A 13280-nucleotide genomic window follows, 5' to 3' on the forward strand; every position below is an offset into this window, starting at 1 on the left:
ATCGCCCGCTCGATGTCGGCGGTCTCGGCCCGCGTCGCGGTGGTCCAGGGCCGTAACGCCATCGGCATCGAACTGCCGAATGCGCGCCGCGAGACCGTGTACCTGCGCGAGCTCCTCGCCTCCCCGGCCTTCGCCGAGACCAAGCAGAAGCTCGCGCTCTGCCTCGGCAAGAATATCGGCGGCGAGGCGATCATCGCCGACCTCGCCCGCATGCCCCACCTGCTCGTCGCCGGCACCACCGGCTCGGGCAAGTCGGTCGCCATCAACACCATGATCCTGTCGCTGCTCTACCGGATGACCCCGGAGGAGTGCCGCCTGATCATGGTCGACCCCAAGATGCTGGAACTCTCCGTCTACGACGGCATCCCGCACCTGCTCTCCCCCGTCGTCACCGATCCCAAGAAGGCGGTCATCGCCCTCAAATGGGCGGTGCGCGAGATGGAGGAGCGCTACAAGAAGATGTCGAAGCTCGGCGTTCGCAACATCGACGGCTTCAACGCCCGGGTGGCGGAGGCACGGGCGCGGGGCGAGGTGATCACCCGCACGGTCCAGACCGGCTTCGACCGCGAGACCGGCGAGGCGGTCTACGAGGACGAGATGATGGATCTCGCGCCCCTGCCCTACATCGTGATCGTGGTCGACGAGATGGCCGACCTGATGATGGTGGCGGGCAAGGACATCGAGGGCGCGATCCAGCGCCTGGCCCAGATGGCGCGCGCCGCCGGCCTGCACCTGATCATGGCGACGCAGCGCCCGTCGGTGGACGTGATCACCGGCACGATCAAGGCGAACTTCCCGACCCGGATCTCCTTCCAGGTGACGAGCAAGATCGACTCGCGGACGATCCTGGGCGAGATGGGCGCCGAGCAGCTCTTGGGCCAGGGCGACATGCTGTTCATGGCGGGCGGCGGGCGCACGACGCGCGTGCACGGCCCGTTCTGCTCGGACGACGAGGTCGAGCAGGTGGTGGCGCACCTGAAGCGCCAGGGCCGGCCCTCCTACCTCGAGGCGGTCACCGCCGAGGAGGGCGAGGAGGAGGCCGATGCCCCGGTCATGGACCAGGGCGGCTTCGGCGAGCCCGGCGCCGACCTCTACGATCAGGCGGTGGCGGTGGTGCTGCGGGACAAGAAGGCGTCGACGAGCTACATCCAGCGCCGCCTGCAGATCGGCTACAACCGCGCCGCCTCGCTGATGGAGCGGATGGAGCGCGAGGGCATCGTCGGCCCCGCCAACCATGCCGGCAAGCGCGAGATCCTGCTGGAGGAGCAGGACGGCTGAGGCCGTCCTGCCCCGGGGGGCGCGGGTTCACCGCTGCCCGAAGCTCGCCTCCTTGAACAAATCCTTCAGATGGTGGGGCTGCGAGCGCCAGTACTGCTTGGGCGCGCGGACCCGGGCGCCGAGTTCGGCGGCAGCGTGCCAGGGCCAGCGCGGATCGTAGAGCAGCGCGCGGGCGAGCGAGACCGCGTCCGCCTTGCCCTCGACCAGGATCGCCTCGGCCTGGCGCGCCTCGGTGATGAGGCCGACCGCGATGGTGACGAGGTCGGTCGCCGCCCGCACCCGCTCGGCGAAGGGCACCTGGTAGCCCGGCCCGATCGCGATCTTCTGCCGGGGCGAGACGCCGCCGGTGGAGACGTGGATGGCCGCCGCGCCCCGCGCCTTCAGGGCCTGCGTGAACGCGATGGTCTGCTCGACCTCCCAGCCCTCCTCCACCCAGTCCGTCGCCGAGACCCGGGCCCAGACCGGCTGGCCGGCGGGAAACACTTCCCGCACCGCCTCGAAGACCTCGAGGGGGAAGCGCATCCGGTTCTCGAGGCTGCCGCCGTATTCGTCGCTGCGCTGGTTGGCCACCGGCGAGAGGAACTGGTGCAGCAGGTAGCCGTGCGCGGCGTGGATCTCCGCCGCCTCGATGCCGAGGCGTGCCGCGCGACGGGCGGTGGCCGCGAACCCGTCGCGGATGCGCTTCATGTCCTCCCGGTCGAGCATTCGCGGCGCGACCTCGCCCTCGGCATGGGCGAGCGGCGACGGCGCCTCGGTCAGCCAGCCGCGGGGCGACTCCGGCGCCACCTGTTGGCCGCCGCGCCACGGCGCCTCGCTCGACGCCTTGCGGCCGGCATGGGCGATCTGGATGCAGATCGGCACCGGCGCGTAGTCGCGCACCGCATCGAGGACCTTGGCCAGCGCCCGCTCGGTGCCGTCGTCCCAGAGCCCGAGATCGCCATGGGTGATCCGCGCCTCCGGCGACACCGCCGTCGCCTCCAGGGTCAGGAGCCCGGAGCCCGACATCGCGAGCTGGCCGAGATGCATCATGTGCCAGTCGGTGGCCTCGCCGTCGCGGGCCGAATACTGGCACATCGGGGCGACGATGATCCGGTTCTCCAGCTCCAGGCCGTCGAGGCGAAGGGGCTGGAACAGGGCAGGACGGCTCATGCGGGAACTCCGGGTGAGGATGGCCGCACTGTGCCGCGCCCCGCCCGGTCGTGCCAGCGCGGGCGCTGCAGGGCGCCTGCGCGTTAGCGCCTGCTCATCGGGTGCGGCGGCGCACTCACCACCCCCGGCCGAGGCTCACGGCGATCCGGCTCGGCCGGGTGCCGACCAGGGCGGCGGCGAGGCGCTTGCGCGCGCGGGTCGCCGCGCCGCGCGCCGCGGCGGCCGCGCGCGAGCGGAGCGACGGGGCCGCGATCTCGGCCAGCCGCTCGCCGGCGCTCACCACCCGCTCCACGGCCTGGAGGGTCTTGGGGTCGGCCTCGGTCAGGGCGCAGATATCCGACAGGCTGCTGCGGAGCGCGTGCATCGTCTCGCGCGGGTCCGCGCCGCGGGCGAGATCGAGGATGCCGTGCTCGATGCGCTCCAGGAGCGCCCGGAGCGGCTCCGGCACCACGGCGACGGACGCGACGGCCTCGACGCCTTGGCACGACGCCGCCCCACGGACATCCGAAGCGAGCATGACGGTCCCTCACCACGCGGGAACTGAACGCAGGTCACACGTCCATCGTGCCAAAGCCATCAAGAGAATTCAACCACTTGTATGGTCCGACCGGCTCGGCTAGACGTTCAATGCCTTGCTAAATTCAATATTCCAAAAGCAAGCGCCGGGACAAAGATATCACGATGTATCTGCCTGCGAACTCGGCCAAGAATGCAAAACATTGTCACGATGTTACATCGTCGACCGTGCCGACAAGTCGATCCAGACTTACCCTGCTGACGCGTCTGCAATATTCGGCAAGACCCAAAAAAAATTCTTGAATACGTCGTGACCCCGATGGATCCGGATCGTACGATGCCCCTGCGCCCCGTTTTCGGCGATCATCCCGGCAGCACCAGCGAGCAGGTCCTGTCCGTCCTGCGATCGGTCCGTCGCCACCTGGCGATGGATGTCGGCTTCATCTCGGAATTCGTCGCAGGCGACCGGGTGATTCGCTTCTCGGATGTCGGAGGCCCGGCGCCGAACCCCGTCGTGGTCGGGACCTCCGCCCCGCTCGAACAGAGCTTCTGCTACTACGTCGCCAAGGGCCTGATGCCCGGGCTGATGCCGGATGCGGCGCGGGATCCGGTCGCCGGTACCATGCCGGTCACCCGCGACATGCCGGTCGGAGCGCATCTGAGCGTCCCGCTGCGCCACGCCGACGGCGAGCCCTACGGGACGCTGTGCTGCTTCAGCTACACGCCCGACCGCAGCCTGACCGCCCGCGACCTCGGCATGCTGCGCCTGTGCGCCGACATGGTGGAGTCGATCCTCTCCCGGGACCGCGACGCCGCGCGCGAACGCGAAGGCAAGCGCCGGCGCATCGCCGCCCTGCTCGACACGCAGGCGATCGAGATGGTCTTTCAGCCGATCTACCGCACGGCGGATGCGAGCCTCGCCGCCTTCGAGGCCCTGGCGCGCTTCCCCTCGCCGCCCGGACAGGGTCCCGACATCTGGTTTGCCGATGCGGCGGAGGTCGGCCTCGGGGACAAGCTCGAATTCCTCGCCCTGCGCAAGGCCCTGGCGGCCTTCCCGGCCTTGCCCGCCGGGGTCAAGCTGTCGGTGAACCTGTCGCCCTCCGCCCTCGCCGCGCCGGGCCTGATCGAGGCCCTGGGCGACGCGCCGTCCGAACGGCTGGTGATCGAGCTCACCGAGCACGCGGCGGTGGCGTCCTACGAGCAGCTGCGCGCCGTACTCGATCCGCTGCGCGCCCGCGGCCTGTTTCTGGCGATCGACGATGTCGGAGCCGGTCACGCCACGTTGCGGCACGTGCTGGATCTCGCGCCCGAGATCATCAAGCTCGACATGAGCCTGATCCGCCACATCGACACCCATTCCGGCCGCCGCGCCCTGACAGAGGCGCTGACGGGCTACGGACGGCGCATCGGCTGCGAGATCGTCGCCGAGGGGGTGGAGACGCAAGCCGAATACGCCGTGCTCCGGGGCATCGGCGTGACGCGGGTGCAGGGCTTCCTCACCGGCCGGCCGCTGAGCCTCGACGACGCCGCGGCGCTGCCCCCGTTCGGGCCGGCGGCCCTCGAGGGAGCGTCGGAGGGCTGAGCGGACCGCCGCTCATCCGAGACCCCGCTCCCGCAGCGCCCCGCCGATCTCGTCGAGGACGCCTGGATCCTCGATGGTCGGCGGCATCGCCCATTCCTCGCCGTCGGCGATCTTCTTCATCGTGCCGCGCAGGATCTTGCCCGAGCGGGTCTTGGGCAGGCGCCCGACGGTCAGCGCGAGCCGGAAGGCCGCGACCGGGCCGATGCGCTCGCGCACCAGCGCCACCAGCTCGCGCTCGATCGCGTCCGGCGCCTGCGACACCCCGGCCTTGAGCACCACGAAGCCGCAGGGCGCCTCGCCCTTGAGGCTGTCGCGGATGCCGATCACCGCGCATTCGGCGACCGCCGGGTGGGAGGCCAGCACCTCCTCCATGCCGCCGGTCGAGAGGCGGTGGCCGGCGACGTTGATGATGTCGTCGGTGCGGCCCATCACCGAGACGTAGCCGTCGGAATCGAGGAAGCCCGCATCCGAGGTGTTGTAGTAGCCCGGATAGGTCGTGAGGTAGCTCTCGCGGAAGCGCTCGTCCTGCTGCCACAGGGTCGGGAGGGCGCCGGGGGGCAGCGGCAGCTTGATGGCGATGGTGCCCATCGTGTCCGGAGGCAGCGGCTTGCCGGCCTCGTCGAGCACCTGCACGTCCCAGCCCGGCATCGCCACCGTCGGGCTGCCGTGCTTGACCGGGAGCGCGCCCAATCCCACCGGGTTGGCGGCGATCGGCCAGCCGGTCTCGGTCTGCCACCAATGGTCGATCACCGGCACGCCCAGGATCCGCTCGGCCCAGGCGACGGTGTCCGGATCGGCCCGCTCGCCGGCGAGAAAGAGGGTGCGGAAGCGCGAGAGGTCGTGGCCCTGCATCAGCCGAGCGTCCGGATCCTCCTTCTTGACGGCCCGAAGCGCGGTCGGCGCGGTGAACAGCGCGACCGCCCCGGTCTCGGCGATGACGCGCCAGAACGCCCCGGCATCCGGCGTGCCGACCGGCTTGCCCTCGTAGAGCACGGTGGTGCAGCCGTGGATCAACGGCCCGTAGACGATGTAGGAATGGCCCACCACCCAGCCGACGTCGGAGGCGCACCAATAGGTCTCGCCGGGGGCGACGCCGTAGAGGTTCGGCATCGACCAGGCCAGGGCCACGAGGTAGCCGCCGGTGTCGCGCACGACGCCCTTCGGCTTGCCGGTCGTGCCGGACGTATAGAGCACGTAGAGCGGGTCGGTGGCGGCGACCGGCACGCAGGGCGCGGGACGGCCCTCGGCCTTGGCCTGGGCCACGGCCTGCGCCCAATCCCGGTCGCGTCCCTCGACCATCTCGGCGACGGCTTGCGGCCGCTGCAGGATCAGGCAGGATTCGGGCTTGTGCGAGGAGAGCCGGCAGGCCTCGTCGAGGAGCGGCTTGTAGGCGACGACCCGGGCCGGCTCGATGCCGCAGGAGGCGGCGAGCACCACCTTGGGGGTGGCGTCCTCGATCCGGGCGGCGAGCTCGCGGGCGGCGAAGCCCCCGAACACCACCGAATGCACGGCGCCGATGCGGGCGCAGGCCAGCATGCCGAACAGCGCTTCCGGCACCATCGGCATGTAGAGCACCACCCGGTCGCCGCGCCCGACGCCGAGATCCTGGAGCACGGCGGCGAGGGCCGCGACCTCGTCCAGAAGCTCGGCATAGGTGATCCGGCGCTTGGTGCCGGTGACGGGAGACTCGTACAGGATCGCCGCCTGGGCGCCGCGTCCGGCCGCGACGTGGCGGTCGACGGCGTTGTGGCAGGCATTGACCTCGCCCCCGGGAAACCAGCGGCCGTAGGCGCCTTCCTCGGGGGCGAAGACCCGGGCGGGCGGCGTCACCCAGTCGATCGCCCCGGCGGCCTGCCCCCAGAACCCCTCCGGGTCGCGCTGCCAGGCGGCGTAGGTCTCCGGGTAGCGGCTCGGGCTGGCCATGGCGTTTCCCTCCGGCGCGCCGCTCGTCTCGGGGCGATCCTGCGCCTCAGATAGAGCAGCGACGGCGATCACCGGAAGTCGAACTTTCGTAAGGAGCGAGACGGATTGATCGCGGCGTCCTCGTGGTTACTCTGGCCGGACAGGCAGCAGGACGATCCATGACCGGCGCGACCCTCTACGACCACGGCCTCGACCGGAATCCGGCCAACCACCAGCCGCTGACCCCGCTCACCTTCCTGGAGCGGGCGGCGGCGGTCTTCCCCGAGCGGACGGCCGTCATCCATGGCGCCTTGCGGCGCGACTACCGCGACCTCTACGCCCGCTGCCGGCGCCTCGCCTCGGCGCTCAAGGCCCGCGGCATCGGGCGGGGCGACACGGTGGCGGTGATGCTCGCCAACACCCCGGCGATGATCGAGTGCCATTACGGGGTGCCGATGGCCGGGGCGGTCCTCAACACCCTCAACACCCGGCTGGACGCCGCGATCATCGCCTTCTGCCTCGACCACGGCGAGGCCAAGGTCGTGATCACCGACCGGGAATTCGCCCGCATCATGGGCCCGGCCCTGGCGAAGGCCGGGGTGACGCCGCTCGTCATCGATTACGACGACCCGGAATATGACGGCCCAGGCGAGCGCCTCGGCACGGTCGAGTACGAGGAGCTTCTGGCCGAGGGCGATCCCGCCTTCGCCTGGGCCATGCCCGCCGACGAGTGGGACGCGATCAGCCTCAACTACACCTCGGGCACCACCGGCGACCCGAAGGGCGTGGTCTACCACCATCGCGGCGCGTCGCTGCTCGCGGTCGGCAACGTGGTGGCGGGCCATCTCGGCCGGCACCCGGTCTATCTCTGGACCCTGCCGATGTTCCACTGCAACGGCTGGTGCTTCCCCTGGACCCTGTCGGTGGTGGCCGGGACCCATGTCTGCCTGCGGCAGGTCCGGGCCAAGGCGATGTACGACGCCATCGCGGATCACGGCGTGACGCATCTGTGCGGCGCGCCGATCGTGATGTCCCTCCTCATCAACGCGCCGGCGGCCGAGCGGCGCGACCTGTCGCACCGGGTCTCGTTCCTCACCGCCGCCGCGCCGCCGCCGGAGGCGGTGCTCGCCGGGATGGCGGAGGCCGGGTTCGACGTGACCCACGTCTACGGGCTGACCGAGACCTACGGCCCGGCGGTGGTGAACGAGTGGCACGCCGACTGGGATGCCCTGAGCAAGGACGAGCAGGCGGCCCGCAAGGCGCGCCAGGGCGTGCGCTACCCGCCGCTCGAGGCCCTCGACGTGCTCGATCCCGAGACGATGGCGCCGGTGCCCGCCGACGGCGAGACGCTCGGCGAGGTGATGTTCCGCGGCAACGTGGTGATGCGCGGCTACCTGAAGAACCCGGCCGCGACCGAGGCCGCCTTCCGGGGCGGCTGGTTCCACTCGGGCGATCTCGGGGTGAAGCACCCGGACGGCTACATCCAGCTCAAGGACCGCTCGAAGGACATCATCATCTCGGGGGGCGAGAACATCTCGTCGATCGAGGTCGAGGAGGCCCTGTTCAAGCACCCGGCGGTGGCGGCCGCCGCCGTGGTGGCCAAGCCCGACGAGAAATGGGGCGAGACGCCGTGCGCCTTCGTCGAGCTGAAGGGCTCCGAGATGATCTCGGCCGAGGAGCTGATCGGCTGGTGCCGCCAGTCGCTGGCCGGCTTCAAGGTCCCCCGGCACGTCGTCTTCACGGAACTGCCCAAGACCTCGACCGGCAAGGTACAGAAATTCGTGCTGCGGGAGATGGCGAAGGCGCTGTGACGGAGCCGCGGGCGCTGGGGCTTCCGGATTTGGGAGCTCGGGCCCGCGCGCCGGAGCGTCGACGCCTGTCAGGCTCGACCTCGCCCGACGGTGCGGGCGGGAGCTTCCGGGATTGGGACGATCACGGTTGCCGGCGGCGCCGGCGGGACTCACCCCCGCGTCGCGCACCCTGCGCATATCGTCTCGCGGGAGCAAAACCCGCCGGCCGTCGTCGCTATGAAAATGGTCGCAATGAGCGGGGGCCGCCGCGTCGATACGCCGACGCGGCGGCGCGCTGAATTCTGCCGGGCTAGTGCATCACGCGAGTGGACGTCGTCCGCAGGCGACTGATCTCATCCTTCAGGTGAAGCTTGCGCCGCTTGAGTTCGACTATTCGCAAGTCGTCCGTGGAGAGGTGGGTGCAGGCGTCCTGAATCTCGCGCTCCAGGGCTTCGTGCTTACGCTCGAGCTCGGTGAGATGCGTGTGCAGCGACATCAGCCATTGCCTCCTGTCATGTAGGTGACACACGAAGCCTGCCACAGCCCGGGGCCGATGTCTAAGGCATTCCGTATTGCAATTGCGTAATGTGCACCGCAGCGCGGAGCCGCCGAGAGGCTGCACAACCCCCGCCGAGCCCCCGCGATGCCCTTGCCGGAGGGCGGGCCCTCGTTCATTCTTCGCCGCATCATCCCAGGGCTTAGGGCGGCGATGGCGTTCGAGTTGAGTGCGGAATCGACGGCGGAGTACGAGACCGAGCTGGCGCGGCTCCGGGAGGAGCATCGCGACCTCGACGACGCGATCGAGGCGCTGGCGGGCGTGATGGCCGGCGACCGGCTCCAGCTCCAGCGCCTGAAGAAGCGCAAGCTCGGGATCCGCGACCGCATCTCCTTCCTGGAAGACCAGCTCACGCCGGACATCATCGCCTGAGGGCGGCGTCCCGCGGCGGCTTGCGGGAGCGCGAGCGCGCCGCTACTGCGGAGGGATGACCGGTCGCGGCCCGTTCGCGCGGCTTTGCGGCGCTTTTGCGAGAGGATGCGCTTGACGATGGCGGCATCGCCCCCCGTCGCAGTGATCATGGGCAGCCAGTCCGACTGGGCCACCATGCGCCACGCGGCCGAGACCCTCGACGCCCTCGGCATTCCCTACGAGGCCCGCATCGTCTCGGCCCACCGCACCCCGGACCGCCTGGTGGCCTTCGCCAAGGGCGCCAAGGCGGCGGGCGTCAAGGTGGTGATCGCGGGCGCCGGCGGCGCCGCCCACCTGCCCGGCATGGCCGCCGCGATGACGCCGCTGCCGGTCTTCGGCGTGCCGGTCGAATCGAAGGCGCTGTCGGGCCAGGACAGCCTGCTGTCGATCGTGCAGATGCCGGCCGGCATCCCGGTCGGCACGCTGGCCATCGGCCGGGCCGGCGCCGTCAACGCGGCGCTCCTCGCCGCCGCCGTCCTCGCCCTGACCGACGCCCCCCTGGCCGAGCGGCTCGATGCCTGGCGCGCGCGCCAGAGCGCAGCGGTCGCCGAGCACCCGGATACGAGCGCCCCGTGAGCAAGCCCCTCATCGCCCCCGGCGCCACCGTCGGGATCATCGGCGGCGGCCAGCTCGGCCGCATGATCGCGGTCGCGGCGGCGCAGTACGGGCTCAAGGCCCATATCTACTGCCCCGACCCCGACAGCCCGGCCTTCGAGGTGGCGGGCCGCCGGACCGTGGCGGCCTACGACGACGCGGCGGCGCTCCAGGCCTTCGTCGAGTCCGTCGACGTCGTGACCTACGAGTTCGAGAACATCCCGAGCCGCACCGCCGAGATCCTGGCCGCGCACCGGCCGCTGCACCCGAGCGCCTCGGCGCTCGCGACGACGCAGGACCGGCTGACGGAAAAATCCTTCGTCGCGGGCCTCGGCATCCCGGTCGCGCCGTTCCGCGCGGTGGACGACGCCGCCGGCCTCGCGCAGGCCGTGCGGGAGATCGGCCTGCCGGCGGTGCTGAAGACCCGGCGCTTCGGCTACGACGGCAAGGGCCAGCTCATGCTGCGCCAGGAGGATTTCGGCGAGGCGGGCTTCGACCCCGCCGCCGCGATGGCCTCCCTGCACGACCAGCCCTGCATCCTCGAGGGCTTCGTGCCGTTCGAGGCCGAGGTCTCGGTGGTGGCGGCCCGCAACGCGGAAGGGCGCTTCTCGGCCTACGCCCCCTGCGCCAACGAGCACCGCCACCACATCCTCGCCCGCACCGTGGTGCCGGCGCCCGGCATGACGCCGGAGACCGCCGCCGAGGCGGTGTCGATCGCCCGCGCCATCGCGGAGGCGCTGGACTATGTCGGCGTGCTGGCGGTGGAGATGTTCCTGGTCCGCGGAGCGGACGGGCGGGCGGGCGTCGTCGTCAACGAGATCGCACCGCGGGTCCACAATTCCGGCCACTGGACCATCGAGGGGGCCGAGACCTCGCAATTCGCCCAGCACGTCCGGGCGATCTGCGGCTGGCCGCTCGGCAGCCCGGCCCTGACCGGCCGCTCGGTCGAGATGCTGAACCTGATCGGCGATCAGGCCGACGACTGGACCCGGATCCTCGCCGAGCCCGGCAGCCACCTGCACCTCTACGGCAAGGGCGCGGCCCGGCCCGGGCGCAAGATGGGCCATCTCACCCGGGTCGCGACCGGCGCCTGACCCGGCGCCCGGCACCGACGGGTGAGGCCGCTGGGCCACACCCGTCGCCACGCAGCGCCCTCCCCTGCCGCAACGGCGCCGGGAGCCACACCTTCGCCACATCGTCCCGCTCAAGCGGAAAGGCGCACTGCCTTTAAGCCGGCCTTCACCTCGATCGAGGAAGGGTCGTCCGGCACCGGGACCGCTTCGAGGCGGCGCGTGCGTGCGGATTGCGATGGTGCGCGGCGCGACGCGGATGCGCCGCCCCGGGGGAGCGGGTGATGAACAACGTGATCGGCTGGAGCCGTGTGACACCGGCGGCCCGGATGCTGGGAGCGACCGTGCTGACCGCGCTCGCGCTCGCCGGCTGCGACACCGTCAGCCGGGCCACCGCGACGCGACAATTCGCGGTGGTCGAGGCCGACAAGTCCGGCGCGACCGAGGTGAACATCGCCTCCCTGTCGGACGTGATCCAGCGCAACCCGAGCGACGCGGCGGCCTACAACACCCGCGGCGCGGCCTATGCCCGGGCGGGGAACTTCGATTCGGCGATCGCCGACTTCACCAAGGCGATCCAGCTCGACCCGAACTCGGCCTCGGCCTACGGCAACCGGGCCCTGGCCTATCGCCAGTCGGGCCGCAGCGACGCGGCGCTGCAGGACTTCACCAAGGCGATCAACGCCGACCCGAACTACACCGCCGCCTATATCGGGCGCGCCAACCTGCAGCGGGCGCAGGGCAACTACGAGGCCGCCTACAGCGACCTCAGCCAGGCGATCCGCCTGACGCCGGAATCCGCCGAGGCCTACCACGCCCGCGGCCTGGTGAGGCAGGCGCAGGGCCAGCACCGCTCCGCGATCGGCGATTTCGACGCCGCCATCGACCGCAACCCCTTCGTGGCGGCGCCCTACGCCGCCCGCGGCCAGAGCCTGATCGCCACCAACCAGTACGACAAGGCGATCGAGGACTACAACGCGGCGCTGAACGTCAACAACAAGGACGCGGATTCCTGGGCCTATCGCGGCCTCGCCTACGAGAAGTCGAACCGCCGCCAGGAGGCGGTGGAGAGCTACCAGCGCGCCATCGCCATCGACCAGGGCAACCCGATCGCCAAGCAGGGCCTCGGCCGGATGCAGGGCGGGATGGCGTCGCTGTTCCGGTAAAGTCCGGAGCAGATTTGGTAGGTTTCCAGGGCTCCCGGCGGTACGCTGGGAGCCTTTTTCGTAGCCGCAATTACTGTGCCTCGTCCTATGGCCCTGCCGAGAAGGGCAAGGCGAACAGCCCAAAACCGCTCGACCATGAGCGTCGGGGCGTGTTCGACTGGATTCCACAGGGCCGGAACTCTCTTGCTCGTTCCGGGCCGTATCATGCTACGGTGATGGAATGTCGCGCATGCGAACCAGAGTTTCCGAGAAGAAGACGCTTCGGCCCTGATCCCCTCGAATAGAGCGCAGGGGCGCTCGGGGTCAGGGCCTGCGTCAGAGGCTCTTTTGGAAAAGCACCGTCGTGGTGTGCGTCGACATCACCGTGCGCGGCTGATGAAGACCCGCGAGGATTATCATGGCGGAGCGACTGGCCGGCGGCTTTCGCCCCAGGCTATTCTCTCCTTCTGGTCTCGAACGCCGACCCCATGCTCGTGCTGGATGTGCGGCAATCCTCGCCGATGGCTCGATGAGGTCACGGTACAGGAACGCCGGGCCTTCCAGGCGGATGAAGCAAGAAACGAGGCTGCAGTCGAGCAGATTGCGGAGCGGTGACGGACAGAGCACGAAGACCAGGTATCCTTGCTCCCCTGGCTTCGTGCTCAGGCACTTACCCGTAGCTCGCACCTCGCGGGCGCCGTCCCTGACCGCTGCACCAACCCGAATCTTTGCATCCCACAACCGGCCATCGCCGAGGCGGGAGACCCGCCGGAGATACGCGGGGAACCTTCGGCGCGACCGTCACAGCACCTTCCGGTACTGGATGAATCCCGGCCGGTCGGCCAGCGTGTCGTAGAGCGCCCGGGCGGTGACGTTGGCCTCCTGGGTCAGCCAATAGACCCGGCTCGCCCCCGCCTCCTTGGCGGCGGCGTAGACCGCCTCGATCAGCGCCCGTCCCACCCCCTGCCCGCGGGCGGCCTGCGCGGTGAACAGGTCCTGGAGGTAGCAATAGGGCCCGGCGGTCCAGGTCGAGCGATGGAAGATGTAGTGGACGAGGCCGGTGACGGTGCCCTCCTGCTCGGCCACGAGGGCGTGCATCGGCTCCGATGCGTCGTGCAGGCGGGTCCAGGTGAGGTCGGTGACCTCGGGGGCGACCGTGGCGCCGTAGAAGGTCAGGTAGCCCTGCCAGAGCGGGTCCCAGGCGGCGCGCTCGTCGGGGCGCAGCGGACGGATGATGGGGCTCGGCATGAGCGGCGAATCCTCGGGTGAGAGACGCCGCAGGGTCGC

The 13280-nt window shown here is 70.6% G+C and carries 12 protein-coding genes; 7 read left to right on the top strand and 5 right to left on the bottom strand.

The features are described from left to right. A partial coding sequence (locus QR78_RS09800; protein ID WP_048427328.1) for a DNA translocase FtsK occupies window positions 1–1278 on the top strand: 1278 nt, incomplete at its 5' end. A gap of 27 nt (window positions 1279–1305) precedes the next feature. Here the strand turns inward: QR78_RS09800 and QR78_RS09805 are convergent. Next, entirely contained in the window at window positions 1306–2427 is a 1122-nt protein-coding gene (locus QR78_RS09805) for an NADH:flavin oxidoreductase/NADH oxidase (protein ID WP_048427329.1), read from the bottom strand. A 115-nt stretch (window positions 2428–2542) separates the two neighbouring features. Then, the gene (locus QR78_RS09810; protein WP_053220858.1) at window positions 2543–2944 is read right to left on the bottom strand and encodes a hypothetical protein; all 402 of its coding nucleotides are present in this window, start codon (window positions 2942–2944) and stop codon (window positions 2543–2545) included. Between the two features lie 336 nt (window positions 2945–3280). Between QR78_RS09810 and QR78_RS09815 the strand changes: the two genes are divergently transcribed. Beyond that, a complete protein-coding gene (locus QR78_RS09815; RefSeq protein WP_053220859.1) occupies window positions 3281–4525 on the top strand; it encodes a sensor domain-containing phosphodiesterase in 1245 nt (414 codons plus the stop codon). Window positions 4526–4537: 12 nt separating this feature from the next. Here the strand turns inward: QR78_RS09815 and QR78_RS09820 are convergent, their stop codons facing one another. Then, window positions 4538–6448, bottom strand: coding sequence for a propionyl-CoA synthetase (locus tag QR78_RS09820; protein ID WP_048427330.1), 1911 nt, complete (start codon window positions 6446–6448; stop codon window positions 4538–4540). Between the two features lie 158 nt (window positions 6449–6606). On the opposite strand from QR78_RS09820, the gene QR78_RS09825 reads away from it, so the two are divergent. Further along, the gene (locus QR78_RS09825) at window positions 6607–8238 is read left to right on the top strand and encodes an acyl-CoA synthetase (RefSeq protein WP_048427331.1); all 1632 of its coding nucleotides are present in this window, start codon (window positions 6607–6609) and stop codon (window positions 8236–8238) included. A 289-nt stretch (window positions 8239–8527) separates the two neighbouring features. Here QR78_RS09825 and QR78_RS09830 read toward each other — a convergent pair whose 3' ends face one another. Further along, a complete protein-coding gene (locus tag QR78_RS09830) occupies window positions 8528–8713 on the bottom strand; it encodes a YdcH family protein (protein ID WP_048427332.1) in 186 nt (61 codons plus the stop codon). A 213-nt stretch (window positions 8714–8926) separates the two neighbouring features. Between QR78_RS09830 and QR78_RS09835 the strand changes: the two genes are divergently transcribed. From QR78_RS09835 to QR78_RS09850, 4 genes are all read left to right on the top strand, one after another. Next, window positions 8927–9145, top strand: a complete 219-nt coding sequence (locus tag QR78_RS09835) for a YdcH family protein (RefSeq protein ID WP_048427363.1) — start codon at window positions 8927–8929, stop codon at window positions 9143–9145. A gap of 117 nt (window positions 9146–9262) precedes the next feature. Beyond that, window positions 9263–9760: a 5-(carboxyamino)imidazole ribonucleotide mutase gene (gene purE, locus QR78_RS09840; protein ID WP_048427333.1), complete on the top strand. Its 498-nt coding sequence runs from the start codon at window positions 9263–9265 to the stop codon at window positions 9758–9760. Continuing rightward, a complete protein-coding gene (locus QR78_RS09845) occupies window positions 9757–10872 on the top strand; it encodes a 5-(carboxyamino)imidazole ribonucleotide synthase (protein WP_048427334.1) in 1116 nt (371 codons plus the stop codon). The genes purE and QR78_RS09845 overlap by 4 nt, the downstream gene beginning before the upstream one ends. Window positions 10873–11132: 260 nt before the next feature. Further along, window positions 11133–12014, top strand: coding sequence for a tetratricopeptide repeat protein (locus QR78_RS09850; RefSeq protein WP_048427335.1), 882 nt, complete (start codon window positions 11133–11135; stop codon window positions 12012–12014). Between the two features lie 780 nt (window positions 12015–12794). Here QR78_RS09850 and QR78_RS09855 read toward each other — a convergent pair. Next, entirely contained in the window at window positions 12795–13241 is a 447-nt protein-coding gene (locus QR78_RS09855; RefSeq protein ID WP_048427336.1) for a GNAT family N-acetyltransferase, read from the bottom strand. Window positions 13242–13280 lie beyond the last annotated feature (39 nt).

This window comes from Methylobacterium indicum (genome assembly GCF_001043895.1).
Classification (GTDB): domain Bacteria; phylum Pseudomonadota; class Alphaproteobacteria; order Rhizobiales; family Beijerinckiaceae; genus Methylobacterium; species Methylobacterium indicum.

Excerpts from the sequence above, each read along its gene's own strand:
- QR78_RS09825 (WP_048427331.1), top strand. The coding sequence starts at position 6,607 with ATGACCGGCGCGACCCTCTACGACCACGGCCTCGACCGGAATCCGGCC.
- QR78_RS09805 (WP_048427329.1), bottom strand. The coding sequence starts at position 2,427 with ATGAGCCGTCCTGCCCTGTTCCAGCCCCTTCGCCTCGACGGCCTGGAG.
- QR78_RS09850 (WP_048427335.1), top strand. The coding sequence starts at position 11,133 with ATGAACAACGTGATCGGCTGGAGCCGTGTGACACCGGCGGCCCGGATG.
- QR78_RS09835 (WP_048427363.1), top strand. The coding sequence starts at position 8,927 with ATGGCGTTCGAGTTGAGTGCGGAATCGACGGCGGAGTACGAGACCGAG.
- QR78_RS09810 (WP_053220858.1), bottom strand. The coding sequence starts at position 2,944 with ATGCTCGCTTCGGATGTCCGTGGGGCGGCGTCGTGCCAAGGCGTCGAG.
- QR78_RS09815 (WP_053220859.1), top strand. The coding sequence starts at position 3,281 with ATGCCCCTGCGCCCCGTTTTCGGCGATCATCCCGGCAGCACCAGCGAG.
- QR78_RS09820 (WP_048427330.1), bottom strand. The coding sequence starts at position 6,448 with ATGGCCAGCCCGAGCCGCTACCCGGAGACCTACGCCGCCTGGCAGCGC.
- QR78_RS09855 (WP_048427336.1), bottom strand. The coding sequence starts at position 13,241 with ATGCCGAGCCCCATCATCCGTCCGCTGCGCCCCGACGAGCGCGCCGCC.
- QR78_RS09830 (WP_048427332.1), bottom strand. The coding sequence starts at position 8,713 with ATGTCGCTGCACACGCATCTCACCGAGCTCGAGCGTAAGCACGAAGCC.
- purE (WP_048427333.1), top strand. The coding sequence starts at position 9,263 with ATGGCGGCATCGCCCCCCGTCGCAGTGATCATGGGCAGCCAGTCCGAC.